We start from the raw sequence: 15,305 nt of genomic DNA on the forward strand, positions 1-15,305 counted from the left end.
GGGTGGTGCGGTCAGGAGACGGTGAGGAGCTCGGCGCCGCGTTCGGTCACGACGAGCGTGTGTTCGAACTGCGCGGTCCACGACCGGTCACGCGTGGTGACGGTCCAGTCGTCGTCCCAGATGTCGGCCTCGATGCCACCGAGGGTCAGCATCGGTTCGATCGTGAAGACCATGCCGGGTTCGATGACGGTGTCGTACCGGACGTCGTCGACGTGGGGGATGATCAGCCCGGAGTGGAACGCCCGACCGACGCCGTGGCCGGTGTAGTCGCGGACAACGCCGTAGCCGAAGCGCTTCGCGTAGGACTCGATCGCGCGCCCGATGACGTTCACCTGACGCCCCGGTGCGACGGCGCGGATGCCGCGGCGCATCGCCTCCTCGGTCCGGGTGACGAGGTCCTGGACCTCCTGGGACGCCGAGCCCACCACGAAGGTGCGGTTCGTGTCGCCGTGCAAGCCGTCCTTGTACGCGGTGATGTCGATGTTGACGATGTCACCGTCCTGCAGCACGGTGTCGTCCGGGATCCCGTGGCAGATGACCTCGTTCAAGGACGAGCAGAGCGACTTCGGGAACCCGCGGTAGCCGAGCGTGGACGGGTAGGCCCCGTGTCCGACGACGAACTCGTGGCCGATGCGGTCGAGCTCGTCGGTCGTGACACCCGGGCGGATCGCGGCGCCGACGGCGTCGATGGCCTGCGAGGCGATCCGACCGGCCGTGCGGATGCGTTCGACCTCGTCCGGCGTGTACGTGTCGCCGAGACCGTGCTCGTGCGGTTCGACCTTGCCGACGTACTCCGGCCGCTCGACGTCCTTCGGCACGGGCCGCTGCGGGGAGATCCGGCCGGCGGTCAGGTGTCCGTGTTCGTCCCGGGGCATGCGCTCCACTCTAGCGGCGTGTCGGAGACCGCTGCCGCCCGGTGCGGTCGGCGGGTACGGTCGGGCCCATGACCGACGAGCGCATCGAATCCCAGTGGTGGTACAACGACAAGACCGGAGAGGTCGAGCAGGGGCTGAAGTCGACGAACCGACACCACATCGGTCCGTTCGCCACCCGTGACGAGGCCGCGCACGCCCTCGACCGCATCCGCGCGAACAACGAGCGCGCCGACGCGACCGACGCCGAGGGCTGAGCCGCTAGTCCGCCGAGCGGTCACTGTCCTCCGCCGGGAGTTCGGGCTCGGTGCGGAAGCCGATGATCTTGTGCGTGCCGTCGCAGTACGGCTTCAGCATCGACTTGCCGCACCGGCAGAGCGCCACGGTCCGGCGGCGCCGGGGCAGCTCCTGCCCGTCCGGCCCGAGCACCGCGACGTCGCCGCGGAGCAGGAACGGCCCGTCCGGGTAGGCGACGATCGACGGTTCGTCGGCCTGTTCACGCGACATCGGCGACCCCGCTCGGCGTGACGAGTGCGTCGTCGAGGGGGCGACGCAGCGAGCTGCGTCCGGCCTCCCAGCTCGACAGCAACTGCGCCCCGGCCATCCCCTCGACCGTCAGGCACGCCGCTGCCCCGAACATGACGTCGTCCAGGAGGGTCGGATCGGCCTCCACGAGCCCACCGGCGAGGTCGCGCCCGGCGATCTGCTCGTGCACGGCGTCGGCCTCGACGTGCTCGTCGAAGTACCAGGTCGCGTCCTCGTCGAACCCGTTCCGCCGGAACCCGTCCCCGTAGAGCTTGCTCGGGATCGACGACGTCATCTCGAACGCGGCGAGGTGCCCGACGATCGCACCGCGCAGGCGCCGGTGCAGCCCGAACATGCTCATCATGTTGAGCGCGCCGAGCGTGATCGCCGGCAGGTGGTCGACGTAGGCGCCGTACGAGTCGTCGAGCCCCGCTGCCCGGAGCGTCCGCGCGAAGATCGCCGAGTGCATGCGCTTCGGGCGTCCGCCGCCGTACTCGTCCGACTGGATCTCGACGAGCGCCGCCTTCGCGCGCCCGGACAGACGCGGGATCGCCCAGCTGTGCGGGTCCGCCTCCTTCAGGGTGTACGCGGTCTTCTGCACGAGGAACTCGCGGATCTGCTCGCGGTCGGCCTTGCGCGCCACCCACCGCGAGACACTCGGCCCGCTGTCGGCTGCGGTGAGGGCGAAGAGGGCCTCCGACACGCCCTCCGCGGTCGGCTCCGGTCGTTCCGGCACCGGCACGACGGCGCGGACGGCGGCCTCGAGGGCCGTCTCGAGCACGGCGCGTGTCGTGAGCAGCGTGGTGTCCCACTCCAGACGGTCGTCGACGCCGTCGACCCCGCCGTAGTGGAGTTCGTACAGGACGAAGAGGGCGAGCTGGACGTCGTCGTCGTCCAGGACGTCGGACGAGGCGGCGACGGCGGCGGCGGCGGTGGTCGGCAGTGACGCATCGGGTGCGCCGGCGAGCAGCGCGTCGAGGACGGCCGCACTCAGCGCGCCGCGCGGCTCCGGTGCCGGCATGGGGGTCTGGGTGAGGACTTCGGCGGCGTCGAGGACGGCCATGAGGTTGCTCCTTCGCGGATCGGTACCGGTCCGATACTGGTCGGTACCCCTGACAACGGGCCGCGCGGGACGTCGACCGCGCGCGTCCCGCCCACGACCAGCGGCTCGGGCACTAGCCTGTGTGCACGGTCGCGATGCGGCCCCCGGCGAGCCGCGATGCGGCCCGGCGAACACGGAAAGGTCGCGCATGGACAAGCAGACGGACTTCGTGCTCCGCACCATCGAGGAGCGCGGGATCAAGTTCATCCGACTCTGGTTCACCGACGTGATCGGCACCCTGAAGTCGGTCGCCATCGCGCCGGCCGAGGTCGAGGGCGCGTTCGCCGAGGGCATCGGCTTCGACGGTTCGGCGATCGAGGGGCTCACCCGCTCGTACGAGGCCGACGTGCTCGCACACCCGGACCCGTCGACCTTCCAGATCCTGCCGTGGCGCGGTGAGGTCGACCCGACCGCGCGGATGTTCTGCGACATCACGACGCCGGACGGGCAGCCCGCCGTCGCGGACCCCCGCAACGTGCTCAAGCGCACCCTCGCCAAGGCGAGCGACCGCGGCTTCACGTTCTACACGCACCCCGAGATCGAGTTCTACCTGCTGAAGAGCCGCGACTGGAAGGACGGCGGCCCCCAGCCCGTCGACCAGGCGGGTTACTTCGACAACGTGCCCGGCGGGAGCGCCCACGACTTCCGGCGGCGCTCCGTGCGCATGCTCGAGGACCTCGGCATCTCGGTCGAGTTCAGCCACCACGAGGCCGGTCCGGGGCAGAACGAGATCGACCTCCGCTACGCCGACGCACTGACGATGGCGGACAACATCATGACCTTCCGCACGGTCGTGAAGGAGGTGGCGATCGAGCAGGGTGTCTACGCGACCTTCATGCCGAAGCCGCTGTCCGGCCAGCCCGGGTCCGGGATGCACACGCACGTGTCGCTCTTCGAGGGTGACCAGAACGCGTTCTACGAGCCCGGGGGCGAGTACCAGCTCTCGCCGACCGCCAAGCACTTCATCGCGGGAGTGCTCGAGCACGCCCCGGAGATCACCGCCGTGACGAACCAGTTCGTCAACTCGTACAAGCGCCTCTGGGGCGGCGACGAGGCACCCTCCTTCGTCACGTGGGGCCACAACAACCGCTCGGCGCTCGTCCGCGTCCCGCTGTACAAGCCGAACAAGGGCCAGTCCGCGCGCATCGAGTACCGCGGCATCGACTCCGCCGCGAACCCCTACCTGGCGTACTCGCTCCTGCTCGCCGCCGGGCTCAAGGGCATCGAGGAGGGCTACGAACTCCCCGCCGAGGCCGAGGACAACGTCTGGAGCCTGTCCGACTCGGAGCGCAAGGCCCTCGGGTACAGCCAGCTGCCGGCGAGCCTCGACCACGCCCTGTCGCTCATGGAGGACTCGGAGCTCGTCGCCGAGACCCTCGGGGAGCAGGTGTTCAACTTCGTCCTGCTCAACAAGCGGCAGGAGTGGAAGCGGTACCGCGACCAGGTGACGCCGTTCGAGTTGGACACGAACCTCGGCATGCTCTGACCATCCGGAAGCGCACCACGGGAGCACTCGCGAGATGACCAGCAGGACGGCGACGTCGCGGTCGCAACTGGCCCGGCTCGGCTTCGCCGACCTGTCCGGCACGCTCGAGCGGATCGCCGCCCTGGAGGCCCGTCCCGCGTCGGACCCGCGGGTCCCGATCGCGGACGCCGAGTCCGTCTGGGCCGCCACCGCGGACCCGGACGGCGCGCTGCTCGCGATCGAGCGCCTGGTCGAGGCGGTCCCGGACCAGCTGCGTCCCGTCCTCGCGGACCCGGCCGCCACCGAACGCCTGGTCCGGCTGCTCGGGTCCTCGATCGGCCTCGCCGAGTTCCTGCAGCGCCGACCGGACGAGCTCGGCCTGCTGCTCGAGCCGGTGACGCCGCCGTGGTCGCAGGAGCGGTACACGGCGTCGCTGACCGACGCGGTCGACGGCGCCTCCGGGGAGACGGCCCGGCGCCGTCTCCGTGTCCGCTACCGACGGCACCTCGCGCAGATCGCGCTGTTCGACGTGCTGCACGCGGTCCCGACCGAGGCGTTCCCGGCCGTCGCCGCCGGGCTCGCCGACCTCGCGGGGGCCGCCCTCGACGTCGCGGTGGCGGTCGCGCGCCGCGAGGTCCCGTTCCCCGCGGCCGACGTGGCCGCCACACCGCTCGCCGTCATCGCGATGGGCAAGGCCGGCGCGCGAGAGCTCAACTACGTCAGCGACGTCGACGTCATCTTCGTCACCGAGCCGACCGAGCCGCAGGAGGGGGACGATGCGCCCCGCATCAGCACCGACCGCGCGGTGCTCATCGCCACACGGCTCGCGATCGCGGCGACACACGTCATCACCGACCTCGCCGCGGAGCCCGCGCTCTGGGAGGTCGACGCGAACCTCCGGCCGGAGGGCAAGGACGGCGCGCTCGTGCGCACGCTCGAGTCCCACGTGGCCTACTACGAGCGGTGGGCGAAGGGGTGGGAGTTCCAGGCGCTGTTGAAGGCCCGTGCGATCGCCGGTTCGACGGACCTGGGGGAGCGCTACGTCGCCGCGGTGGCCCCGTTCGTCTGGGAGTCGTCGAAGCGCCCGGGGTTCGTCGAGTCCGTGCAGCGGATGCGGGAGCGCGTCACCGCCCACATCCCGGACGCCCAGGTCGACCGGCAGCTCAAGCTCGGGCCGGGCGGCCTGCGCGACGTCGAGTTCACGGTGCAGTTGCTCCAGCTCGTGCACGGCCGCGACGACGAGTCCGTGCGCGTCCGGTCGACGCTCGAGGCGATGGACGCCCTGGCCACGGCCGGGTACGTCGGTCGCGTCGAGGCGGCCCGGTTCGGGCCGGACTACGCGCTGTTGCGCGTGCTCGAGCACCACATCCAGCTCCGCCGCCTGCAGCGGACCCACCTCATGCCGAGCGACGAGGACGAGCTCCGGGTCCTCGCCCGGTCGACGCGCCTGGCGTCCTCGGCGGCCGCGCTGCAGGACCGGTGGCGCTCGGTGAAGCTCGAGGTGCGCGGACTCCACGAGCGGCTCTTCTACCGGCCGATGCTCTCGGCGGTGGCCGCGACCGACGGCGAGATCGTGCTCACGAGCGGCCAGGTCCGTGATCGTCTCACGGCGATCGGCTTCCTCGACCCCGACGGCGCCGTCACCCACATCCGGGCCCTGACGCAGGGGACGTCACGGCGAGCGACCATCCAGCGGAACCTGCTGCCGGTGCTCCTGCGCTGGATGGCCGAGGGACCCGCTCCGGACCGCGCCCTGCTGGCCTTCCGTCGGCTCAGCGACACGCTGGGGGAGTCGAGCTGGTTCCTCCGGATGCTCCGCGACTCCTCGGGTGCCGCCCACAGCCTCACCACGGTGCTGTCCGAGTCGGCGTTCCTGTCCGGCCTGCTCGAGCGCTTCCCGGAGGCCGTCGCCTGGCTGGACGAGCCCGAGACCCTGCTGCGGCCCCGTCCACTGCCGGCGCTGCTCGCCGAGACCGGTGCGACGACCGCTCGACACGGTGACGCGGTGGACACCGCCGCATCGCTCCTCCGCGGAGTCCGTCGCCGTGAGACCCTCCGGCTCGGCATGGCGGCGGTCCTCGGCCACCTCGGCGTCGACGGGCTCGGGCCGGCGCTCAGCGACGTGACCGAGGCCACCCTGAGCGGTGCGTTGGACCTCGCGCGACGGGACGCGCCCGGAGGGCTGGAGTTCGGGGTCATCGCGATGGGGCGGTACGGCGGCCGTGAGCTCGGGTTCGGCTCCGATGCCGACGTCCTCTTCGTCTACCGGTCGTCGACGGTGTCGAACGAGGTCGCGTCCCGTGCGGCGCAGGTGATCGTGCGCGAACTGAACCGGCTGACCGAGGACGCGCTGCACCCGTTCGACCTGGACATCGACCTGCGGCCCGAGGGGAAGAACGGGCCGGTCGTCCGGTCGTTCGAATCGTACGCGGCCTACTACGCCCGCTGGTCGCTCACGTGGGAGGCCCAGGCGCTGCTCCGGGCGCGCGGCGCCGTGGGGGACGAGCAGTTGCTGCGCGACTTCGAACACCTCGCCGACCGGACGCGCTACCCGGACGCGATCGAGGAGCGCGAGGTGCGCGAGGTCCGGCGGATCAAGGCACGCGTCGAGTCGGAGCGCCTCCCGCGCGGTGCCGACCCCGCCAGGCACCTCAAGCTCGGGCGCGGCTCCCTCAGCGACGTGGAGTGGTTCGTGCAGCTGCTCCAGCTGCAGCACGGACGCGAGCATCCGGCACTCCGCACCACCTCGACGCTCGAAGCGCTCGAGGCCGCGACCGACGCGGGCTGGGTGGCCGCGGAGGACGCCGAGAAGCTCGCGGCGGCGTGGCGCTTCGCCTCGCGGACCCGGAGTGCGCTCGTGCTCTGGTCCGGCCGGACCACCGACGTCCTGCCGGTCGAGCGGACGCAGCTCGAGGGCATCGCGCGACTGCTCGAGTACCCGCCCGGGTCCGCGTCGCAGCTCGAGGAGGACTACCTCGCGGTCACCCGCCGGGCGCGACAGGTCTTCGAGCGCGAGTTCTACGGCGCCTGAGACGCCGTCCCGCCGCACGCGACACGCCCGGGGTGCGTCGGAGGGGTCGAAGATGACGAGTTGTCAATGGCAATTTCCGGTCGGTCATCACCGTACCCCGCATCGTGAGCATGCGTACCCCGGATGGTTCGACGCCGGAACCGTCCTCAGGGAGCGACCAGGGTTTCGGAACACGTGTCGACGAACCGGCGGCCAGGGCTGACGATCGTCCAGTGGGGGCCTGCTGACCTGGGGTTCCCTGGCGAGCCGCGTCGGACCTCCCGGTCGTCCGGCGGTGCGCGCGACCCTGCGGTGTCCGTCGGACCGGTCCACGCAACTGCTGTCAGCACCAGTGCGGACACGGGCTTGTCCGGCGTGCAGCGGACCCCCCTGTACCCCGTCGTCTGCCGTGGTCACCCCCACCCGAGGGCCACGTTGCGCGGCGAGTCTGCGTTCTGTCTGAATGAGGACACCCGAACCGACCCCGATTTCCCGATGGCGCGGAATCTCCCCTCGAACGTTGAAGCAGGGATCGATGTTCACCTTCATCCTCCAAGTCCGGCAGATGGTCGACGGGCACCCCGAGTTCTACCTCTTCACCGTGTACTCACTGGTGATCTGGCTGCTCTGGTTGCTCAAGGTCGTGCTGTCCGCGCGCTACCGCCCCTTCACCGGCACGTACACCGGGACGACGAGCGTCGTCGTCCCGGTCGTGGACGAGCCGCTCGACCTGTTCCGGGACGTCATCGGCCGCATGGTCGAACAACGTCCCGGCGAGATCATCGTCGTCATCAACGGCGCACGGAACGAGGCGCTCGAAGCGGTCTGCGACGAGTTCGCACCCCTCGTCCGCTGGACCCACACGCCGATCCCGGGCAAGCGCAACGCGGTCAAGGTCGGCACCGAGATGTCCACCGGTGACATCACGGTGCTCGTCGACTCGGACACCGTGTGGACGCCCGGCACGCTGGTCGAGCTCCTCCGGCCGTTCGCGGACGAGTCCGTCGGCGGCGTCACCACCCGGCAGCGGATCCTCGAGCCGACGCGCTCGTGGATCACCCGCTGGGCGGACTGGCTGGAGAACTCCCGCGCGCTCTACTCGATGCCCGCCCAGAGCGTCCTCGGCCAGATCGGCTGCCTGCCGGGCCGCACGATCGCCTTCCGCCGGAACATCCTCGTCCGCGTCATGGACAAGTTCATGCACGAGGAGTTCATGGGCGTCTTCCTCGAGGTGTCCGACGACCGGACACTGACGAACCTGACGCTCAAGGAGGGGTACCGGACCGTCTACCAGTACACCTCGCTGGTCTACACGGACGCCCCGCTGCAGGTGAAGAAGCTGTTCAAGCAGCAGCTCCGCTGGGCGCGCGGCTCGCAGTACAACACGCTGCGGATGCTCCCGTGGATGCTCGGTCACGCGCCGGTCCTGGCCCTGTTCTTCCTGACCGACATCATCCTGCCGTTCATGCTCTTCGGCGTGATCGCCGGTTGGGTCTACCGGGCACTCACCGGGCAGGGCCAGAACCTCTACGAGGGGATCCTGCACCAGTACGGGTTCTCGACCGGGTTCGTCTACGTGGCGGCGCTCATGGTCGTCTCGAGCGTGCTGAGCATGGCGATCCGGCAGATGCGGCACCTCGCCGAGAAGCCGTCGGACTTCTTCCGGCTGCCGATGTTCATCATCGTCTCGACGTTCTTCCTCATGCCGATCCGCCTCATCGGGTTCTTCCGCCTGGCCCACGCGAGCGGCTGGGGGACGCGTGCCGGTGCCTACGCCGGCGGACCCGTCGAGGAAGTGCCGGCGCAGCCGCAGCCCAGCACGGGTGTGGTGCCGATGAGCCCCGTCGACCGCGACCCGTCCGCACCGGTCGGAGTGGTGGACGAGCAGGCCGCCGTCGACCGCGCGTTCGACGAGATCTTCGGACCGGACGCCACCACGGCCTCCACGACGACCGTCCTCGCCACCCGCCGCGACGTCGCCACCGTGACCGAGCGAGCGGCGCAGCGCACCCCGAAGCCCACCCGCACCCGTCGACTCAACCCCTACGCGTCGATCCCGTACGTCATCGGGATCGCGGTCTTCGCACTGGAGGCGTTCCTCATTGTCTGATCTCCCTCGCCCCACCGGTACCTGGTGGGCTCCCTCGACGCGACACGCCAAGCGCACCGCGGTGGGCATGGCGGCCATCGTCGCCGTCCTCTCGCTCATCACCTGGTCGGTGTGGATCTCGCCCTCCGGCCCCGTCTCCTCTGCGGTCAGTCGGGCGCTCGGCGTCCCCACGAAGCAGGAACCGTCCGCTGACGCCGACGCCCTGCAGGCGAAGCTCACCGCGGCCCAGCAGCAGATCTGGAAGCTCGAGGGCAAGCTGCAGAGCACCACGGCGCAGTCCGGCTCCCGTGGGGACCAGGTCGCGCAGCTCAAGGCCCAGATCGCGGACCTGCGGTCGCAGCTCGGGCACGCACGGACCGCGTCCGGCTCGGACTCCTCCTCGGGAGGCTCGTCCTCCTCCGGCACGTCGGCCTCGGCGAGCGGCGGGACCGGTGGGGCGGGAGCGCACGGCGGCTCGTCCGGCCACGGCGGCGGCCCGACCGTGGTGCCGGGGAAGGGCGGCCCGTCCACCGACCCCGACCCCGCCACCCCCGTCGACGTCCCGACCAAGGCGGAGGTACTCGCGCAACAGTCCCGCTGGTACGGCCTCTACACGGCGCAGTCGCCCTTCAACTGGGCCGAGTACGACCAGGTGTCCCAGCAGGTCGGCCGGTCCACGAACATGGTGGGCTACTTCCAGGGCTTCGACCAGGACTTCAACGCGAACGCCGTGCAGCGCTCCTGGACGAACGGGCGTGTCCCGATGCTCACGTGGGAGAGCCGGCCCCTGAAGACCGGCAACGACCAGAAGTACGTCCCCGGCTACACGAACAGCGACATCACCGGCGGAGCGTTCGACCGCTACCTGACGGAGTACGCCGAGGCCCTCGTCGCGAACGGGCAGCCCGTCGTCATCCGGCTCGACCACGAGATGAACGGCAGCTGGTACAACTGGGCCGACGGCACCGCCCAGCGGAACGCACCCGGGTCCTTCGTCGCGATGTGGCAGCACGTGCACGAAGTGTTCGACCGTGCCGGGGCGAACGACTACGTCATCTGGAACTGGTCGCCGACCCGCATCGACGCCCTGGGCAACGCGAAGTACCAGACCCTCGACTACCTCGAGGCGTACTACCCGGGCGACGACTACGTCGACTGGGTCGGCATGAGCGGCTACTACCGCAAGGCCGCCGAGGCACCGACGTTCGACACCACCTTCGCCGCGACCCTCGAGCAGATCCGGCAGATCGCGCCGGACAAGCCGATCCTGCTCAGCGAGATCGGCGCGACCGAGACCGGTGCCGCGGTGACCGACGGCCAGAAGGCGCGGTGGATCACCTCGCTCTTCGACGCCCTCGCCGACCCGGCCAACGCGGACGTCATCGGCTTCGCGTACTTCAGCGAGACCGCCACCACCATCGTCGACGGTGCCCGCACCACCAACGACTGGCGTCTCAACTCACGCGCCGACAGCCTGGCGGCCTTCGCCACCGGCATCGCGCGCAACGACATCGACTACGACCTGCAGGAGGTCAAGAAGTGACCACATCGAAGCAGTCGACCACCTCGGCCGACACGCGCCCCGCACCCGTCATCAGCGTCATCGGCACCGGCTACCTCGGCGCCACGCACGCCGCTGCGATGGCGGAGATGGGCTTCGAGACCATCGGCGTGGACGTCGACCCGGCGAAGCTCGCGGCGCTCTCCGCTGGTCAGGTGCCGTTCTACGAGCCCGGACTGCCCGAACTCATCACGAAGCACGTCGCGACCGGGCGGCTCCGCTTCACCGCGTCGATCTCGGAGGCGGTCGCTGCGGCCGACGTCCACTTCGTCTGCGTGGGCACCCCGCAGAAGGCCGGGTCGCACGCGGCGAACCTCGCCTACGTCGAGAGCGCCACCCGCGGCGTCGCCGAGAACCTCACCCACCCTGGTCTCATCGTCGGCAAGTCCACCGTCCCGGTCGGCACCGCCGCTCGGCTCCGCCGGATCGTCGCCGAGTCCACACCCGCGGGCATCGACGCCGAACTCGTCTGGAACCCCGAGTTCCTCCGCGAGGGCAAGGCCGTCGAGGACACGCTCCACCCGGACCGCCTCGTCTGGGGTGGCGCATCGGAGGCGGCGGACGCGGTGATCCGCGAGGTCTACGCCGCCCCGATCAGTGAGGGCACCCCGGTCATCACGACCGACCTCGCGACGGCCGAGCTCGTCAAGGTCAGCGCGAACGCGTTCCTCGCCACGAAGATCTCGTTCATCAACGCGATCTCCGAGATGTGCGCGATCACCGGCGCGGACGTCTCGACCCTGGCGGACGCCCTCGGGCACGACGTCCGCATCGGCCGCAAGTTCCTCGACGCCGGCCTCGGCTTCGGTGGGGGCTGCCTGCCGAAGGACATCCGCGCCCTCATGCACCGCGCGAACGAGCTCGGTGCGGGACGGGTCGTCGGGCTCATGCAGCAGGTCGACGAGATCAACATGGGCCAGCGCCAGCGGGTCATCGACATGGCGATCGAGTCCGCCGGGGGTTCGGTGCTCAACCGCCGGGTCGCCGTCGTCGGTGCGGCGTTCAAGCCGATGACCGACGACGTCCGCGACTCGCCGGCGCTCAACGTCGCCGCGGCCCTGCACCTGCGCGGTGCCCAGGTGACGCTGTGGGACCCGGAGGCGATGGAGACCGCCCGCCGCTCCTTCCCGACCCTGACCTACGCCGGGTCGATGGTCGAGGCGATCGAGGGCGCGGACCTCGTGCTCGTCCTCACCGAGTGGGACGAGATCGTCGAGGCCGACCCGGTCGCCCTCGCAGCGGTCGTCGGTCAGCGCGTCGTGATCGACGCGCGCAACTGCCTCCCGGCCGACGCCTGGGTCAGGGCGGGTTGGACCGTCCGGTCCCTCGGCCGGCCGGCACCCGTCGTGGGTGCAGCGCCGAGCGTCGCCGCCGGCGCGATTGACACGCTGGCGACGGCGCGCTGACCCAGCACGGGTCGTGCGGGGCCCGTGCCGGGGACGGTACGGGCCCCGCACTCGTGCGCGCCGCCCCCGCCCCGGTGATGGCGCACCTCGCCGCACCTCGGCCCGGCAGGCGGCCTGCGCGGTCCGCGGGCCGCGGATCGTCCGCTCAGCCGAGGCTCGGCGTCGCCGGTCGGTGGTGACGGCCTGGAGGCCCGGTGTCGGTCCGACGGGTCGGTGCCGGGCCTCCCGTCCGTCTCGGCGCCGCCGCCCTCCGGACGCGGACACGAGGAAGGGCCCCGCACCTGACGGTGCGGGGCCCTTCCTCGTGCGCGGAACTCAGACGCCGAAGTACAGCTCGTACTCGAACGGGTGCGGACGCTGCGCGAGGGGGAGGATCTCCTTCTCGCGCTTGTAGTCGATCCAGGTCTGGATGAGGTCCTCGGTGAAGACGTTGCCCTTCGTGAGGAACTCGTGGTCCGCCTCGAGCGCGTCGAGCGCCTGGGACAGGCCGGCCGGCACCTGGGGGATGTTCTTGGCCTCCTCCGGCGGGAGCTCGTAGAGGTCCTTGTCGACCGGCTCGTGCGGCTCGATGCGGTTCTGGATGCCGTCGAGGCCCGCCATCAGCTGCGCGGCGAACGCGAGGTACGGGTTGCCCGACGCGTCCGGCGCGCGGAACTCGATGCGCTTGGCCTTCGGGTTCGTGCCCGTGATCGGGATACGGATCGCCGCCGAACGGTTGCCCGCCGAGTAGACGAGGTTGACGGGGGCCTCGAAGCCCGGGACCAGGCGGTGGTACGAGTTCACCGTCGGGTTCGTGAAGGCGAGCAGGGCCGGCGCGTGACGGAGGATGCCGCCGATGTACCAGCGGGCGACGTCGGACAGGCCGCCGTAGCCGTTCTCGTCGTAGAACAGCGGGGTGCCGTCGGACCACAGCGACTGGTGGGTGTGCATGCCCGAACCGTTGTCGCCGAACAGCGGCTTCGGCATGAACGTGGCGACCTTGCCCCACTGCTCGGCCGTGTTCTTGACGATGTACTTGAACTTGAGGATGTCGTCCGCAGCGTGGACCAGCGTGTCGAACTTGTAGTTGATCTCCTGCTGGCCACCGGTGCCCACCTCGTGGTGTGCGCGCTCGAGCTCGAGGCCGGCGTCGATCAGCTTCAGCGAGATGTCGTCGCGGAGGTCAGCGGTCTTGTCGACCGGCGAGACCGGGAAGTAGCCGCCCTTGTACGGGGTCTTGTTGGCGAGGTTGCCGCCCTCTTCCTCGCGACCGGTGTTCCAGGCGCCCTCTTCGGAGTCGACCGAGAAGAAGGACTCGTTCTGGGTGACCGAGTAGCGGACGTCGTCGAAGATGTAGAACTCGGCTTCGGGGGCGAAGAACGCGGTGTCGGCGATGCCGGTCGAGGCGAGGTACTTCTCGGCCTTCTTCGCCACCTGACGCGGGTCACGGCCGTAGATCTCGCCGTTGCGCGGGTTGTAGATGTCGAACACCATGATCAGCGTGCGCTCCGCGCGGAACGGGTCCACGTACGCCGTCGTCACGTCGGGGATGAGCTGCATGTCCGACTCGTGGATCGACGCGAAGCCGCGGATCGAGGAGCCGTCGAAGAGCTGACCGACGGCGAAGAAGTCCTCGTCGACCGTTGATGCGGGGATGTTGAAGTGCTGCTGGACCCCGGGGAGGTCCGTGAACCGGATGTCGAGGAACTTGACGTCCGTGTCCTTGATGAAGGCGAGCACCTCGGAGGAATCACTGAACATGCGAGTCGGTCTCCTGTGGGGTTGGGTGGTGTCGAGGGAACCAGGAGGCACCCTCCGACGAGGCTAGAGACACCGGGTTTCCCGGACGTGACTGCGTTGTTTCCAGCGTGTTACGCACCGGGCGAGCGCCTACGCTGGGGACATGGCCCGCTCCACTCCGTCCACCCCGCCCGCAGCCGGTTCCGGACGGACCGAGTGGCCCGGCAAGGTCCTGGGGCTGCCGGAGTCCGGGCCGCGGAGCATGGGCAGCTTCGGCCGTCGGTTCCTCGGACTGCTCGTCGACTGGGCCCTGGCGTCGCTGGTCTCCCTGGCCATCGGGACCTACGGCGTCGCCGGCAACTTCGTCACGCTGGGGATCTTCGCCGCGCTGCAGGTCCTGTTCATCGCGCTGCTGTCCGGGTCGTTCGGGCACCTCTGTGTCGGGCTGCGCGTCGTCCCGATCCGTGGCGGCTACGTCGGGGCGTGGCGGCCGGTGGTCCGCACGCTCCTGCTGTGCATCGTCGTCCCGGCGTTGATCCACGCCAAGGACGGCCGTCCGCTCCACGACGGTGCAGCCGGCACCGTGCTCGTCCGCCGCTGACGCTCGTCCGCCGGACTCTCGCGTCGCAGGACGGTCGCCCGCAGGACGGTCCCGCCGCCGGCGCTGCCCGGCGTCGCAGCCCACGGACGGCGAGCAGGAACGACGATGCGGCCGGGGAACGACGACGCCCCCGGCCGCAGTGGCCGGGGGCGTCGTGACGTGGAGGAGGCGATCAGCGCGGGCGTCCCGCACGGACGCGCGTCGGGTCGATGCCCTTCGGGATCGCAGCCGCCGGACCGTGCGTCAACGAGTCGAGGCGGTTCGACACCGCGAGCACCTCGTTCCGGTTGAGGGCCTTCTTGTGCTTGTTCATCGCCTTGGGCAGCTTGTGCAGACTCACCTGGCCGTCCGCGTCGCCGACGTTCACGACGTGGATCGGCACGTTCGGCACGATGCGGGCCACCTTGCGGCGTTCCTCCTCGACCTGACGCGTGAGGTTGCTGACCTGGCCCTCGGTGATGAGGAGGACGCCCGGCGTCCCGACCGCCCGGTACACCGCGGCCTGCGAGCGACCGTGGACCGCGACCGGCATCTCGCTCGAGCGCCACTGACGACGGAGCGAGTTCGAGAGCACGGCTCCGACCGCGCCGGGCTGTCCCTCGATCTGCGAGTACGCAGCCCGCTCGGCGAGACGACCGAGCACGATCAGGAAGAGCAGCACGCCGAGCAGGACACCGGCGAGGATCCAGAGGGTGATCGCGAGCCAGTTCTGACCGGGGAGCAGCAGCGCCAACAGGACGCCCGCCACGACCGGACCGAGGAACGCGAGGGCGAACCACCAGACCGACGACGGGTCGGCCCGACGGGTCATGGTGAAGACCTGGTACATCTGCTTGAGACGACCGGGCTCCTTCGCCGGGGTGCTTGAGGAACTGCTGCGTGCCATGCCGTCAAGGATACGGCCTGGCAAACAGATCGAAGACCGTCCGTCGCGCGGCTGTGGGCGAACACCGGT

12 protein-coding genes are annotated in these 15,305 nt (G+C 70.4%); 7 read left to right on the top strand and 5 right to left on the bottom strand.

Features of this window, described 5'->3' with window-relative positions:
* Positions 1 to 11: 11 nt before the first annotated feature.
* Complete coding sequence (gene map / locus DEJ18_RS06630) at positions 12 to 875, bottom strand: type I methionyl aminopeptidase (protein ID WP_111210244.1); 864 nt, start codon at positions 873 to 875, stop codon at positions 12 to 14.
* Between the two features lie 68 nt (positions 876 to 943).
* Between map and DEJ18_RS06635 the strand changes: the two genes are divergently transcribed.
* Positions 944 to 1,129 carry an SPOR domain-containing protein gene (locus tag DEJ18_RS06635; protein WP_111210243.1) on the top strand — a complete coding sequence of 62 codons (186 nt, stop codon included), beginning with the start codon at positions 944 to 946 and terminating at the stop codon, positions 1,127 to 1,129.
* A gap of 4 nt (positions 1,130 to 1,133) precedes the next feature.
* Here the strand turns inward: DEJ18_RS06635 and DEJ18_RS06640 are convergent, their stop codons facing one another.
* Both DEJ18_RS06640 and DEJ18_RS06645 read right to left on the bottom strand, forming a co-directional pair.
* Positions 1,134 to 1,379 (bottom strand): CDGSH iron-sulfur domain-containing protein, encoded by a 246-nt coding sequence (locus tag DEJ18_RS06640; protein WP_111080247.1) that lies wholly within the window; start codon positions 1,377 to 1,379, stop codon positions 1,134 to 1,136.
* Positions 1,369 to 2,460 (bottom strand): iron-containing redox enzyme family protein, encoded by a 1,092-nt coding sequence (locus DEJ18_RS06645; RefSeq protein ID WP_258376896.1) that lies wholly within the window; start codon positions 2,458 to 2,460, stop codon positions 1,369 to 1,371. Before DEJ18_RS06645 ends, DEJ18_RS06640 begins: the two co-directional genes overlap by 11 nt.
* A 187-nt stretch (positions 2,461 to 2,647) precedes the next feature.
* Between DEJ18_RS06645 and glnA (DEJ18_RS06650) the strand changes: the two genes are divergently transcribed.
* From glnA (DEJ18_RS06650) to DEJ18_RS06670, 5 genes are all read left to right on the top strand, one after another.
* Positions 2,648 to 3,985 carry a type I glutamate--ammonia ligase gene (gene glnA / locus DEJ18_RS06650; protein WP_111210242.1) on the top strand — a complete coding sequence of 446 codons (1,338 nt, stop codon included), beginning with the start codon at positions 2,648 to 2,650 and terminating at the stop codon, positions 3,983 to 3,985.
* Between the two features lie 34 nt (positions 3,986 to 4,019).
* Positions 4,020 to 6,995: a bifunctional [glutamine synthetase] adenylyltransferase/[glutamine synthetase]-adenylyl-L-tyrosine phosphorylase gene (locus DEJ18_RS06655; protein ID WP_111210241.1), complete on the top strand. Its 2,976-nt coding sequence runs from the start codon at positions 4,020 to 4,022 to the stop codon at positions 6,993 to 6,995.
* Between the two features lie 514 nt (positions 6,996 to 7,509).
* Positions 7,510 to 9,084, top strand: coding sequence for a glycosyltransferase family 2 protein (locus DEJ18_RS06660; protein ID WP_111210240.1), 1,575 nt, complete (start codon positions 7,510 to 7,512; stop codon positions 9,082 to 9,084).
* Complete coding sequence (locus DEJ18_RS06665; protein ID WP_146241534.1) at positions 9,077 to 10,606, top strand: glycoside hydrolase family 26 protein; 1,530 nt, start codon at positions 9,077 to 9,079, stop codon at positions 10,604 to 10,606. Before DEJ18_RS06660 ends, DEJ18_RS06665 begins: the two co-directional genes overlap by 8 nt.
* Positions 10,603 to 12,030 (top strand): UDP-glucose dehydrogenase family protein, encoded by a 1,428-nt coding sequence (locus DEJ18_RS06670; protein WP_111210238.1) that lies wholly within the window; start codon positions 10,603 to 10,605, stop codon positions 12,028 to 12,030. The genes DEJ18_RS06665 and DEJ18_RS06670 overlap by 4 nt, the downstream gene beginning before the upstream one ends.
* Positions 12,031 to 12,345: 315 nt before the next feature.
* On the opposite strand, the gene glnA (DEJ18_RS06675) is transcribed toward DEJ18_RS06670, so the two are convergent.
* The gene (gene glnA / locus DEJ18_RS06675) at positions 12,346 to 13,770 is read right to left on the bottom strand and encodes a type I glutamate--ammonia ligase (RefSeq protein WP_110825433.1); all 1,425 of its coding nucleotides are present in this window, start codon (positions 13,768 to 13,770) and stop codon (positions 12,346 to 12,348) included.
* 142 nt (positions 13,771 to 13,912) lie between these two features.
* Between glnA (DEJ18_RS06675) and DEJ18_RS06680 the strand changes: the two genes are divergently transcribed.
* Complete coding sequence (locus DEJ18_RS06680) at positions 13,913 to 14,350, top strand: RDD family protein (protein ID WP_111210237.1); 438 nt, start codon at positions 13,913 to 13,915, stop codon at positions 14,348 to 14,350.
* 172 nt (positions 14,351 to 14,522) lie between these two features.
* Here the strand turns inward: DEJ18_RS06680 and DEJ18_RS06685 are convergent, their stop codons facing one another.
* Positions 14,523 to 15,236: a DUF4191 domain-containing protein gene (locus tag DEJ18_RS06685; RefSeq protein ID WP_111210236.1), complete on the bottom strand. Its 714-nt coding sequence runs from the start codon at positions 15,234 to 15,236 to the stop codon at positions 14,523 to 14,525.
* Positions 15,237 to 15,305: the final 69 nt, after the last annotated feature.

It is taken from the genome of Curtobacterium sp. MCSS17_015, assembly GCF_003234265.2.
GTDB lineage: Bacteria > Actinomycetota > Actinomycetes > Actinomycetales > Microbacteriaceae > Curtobacterium.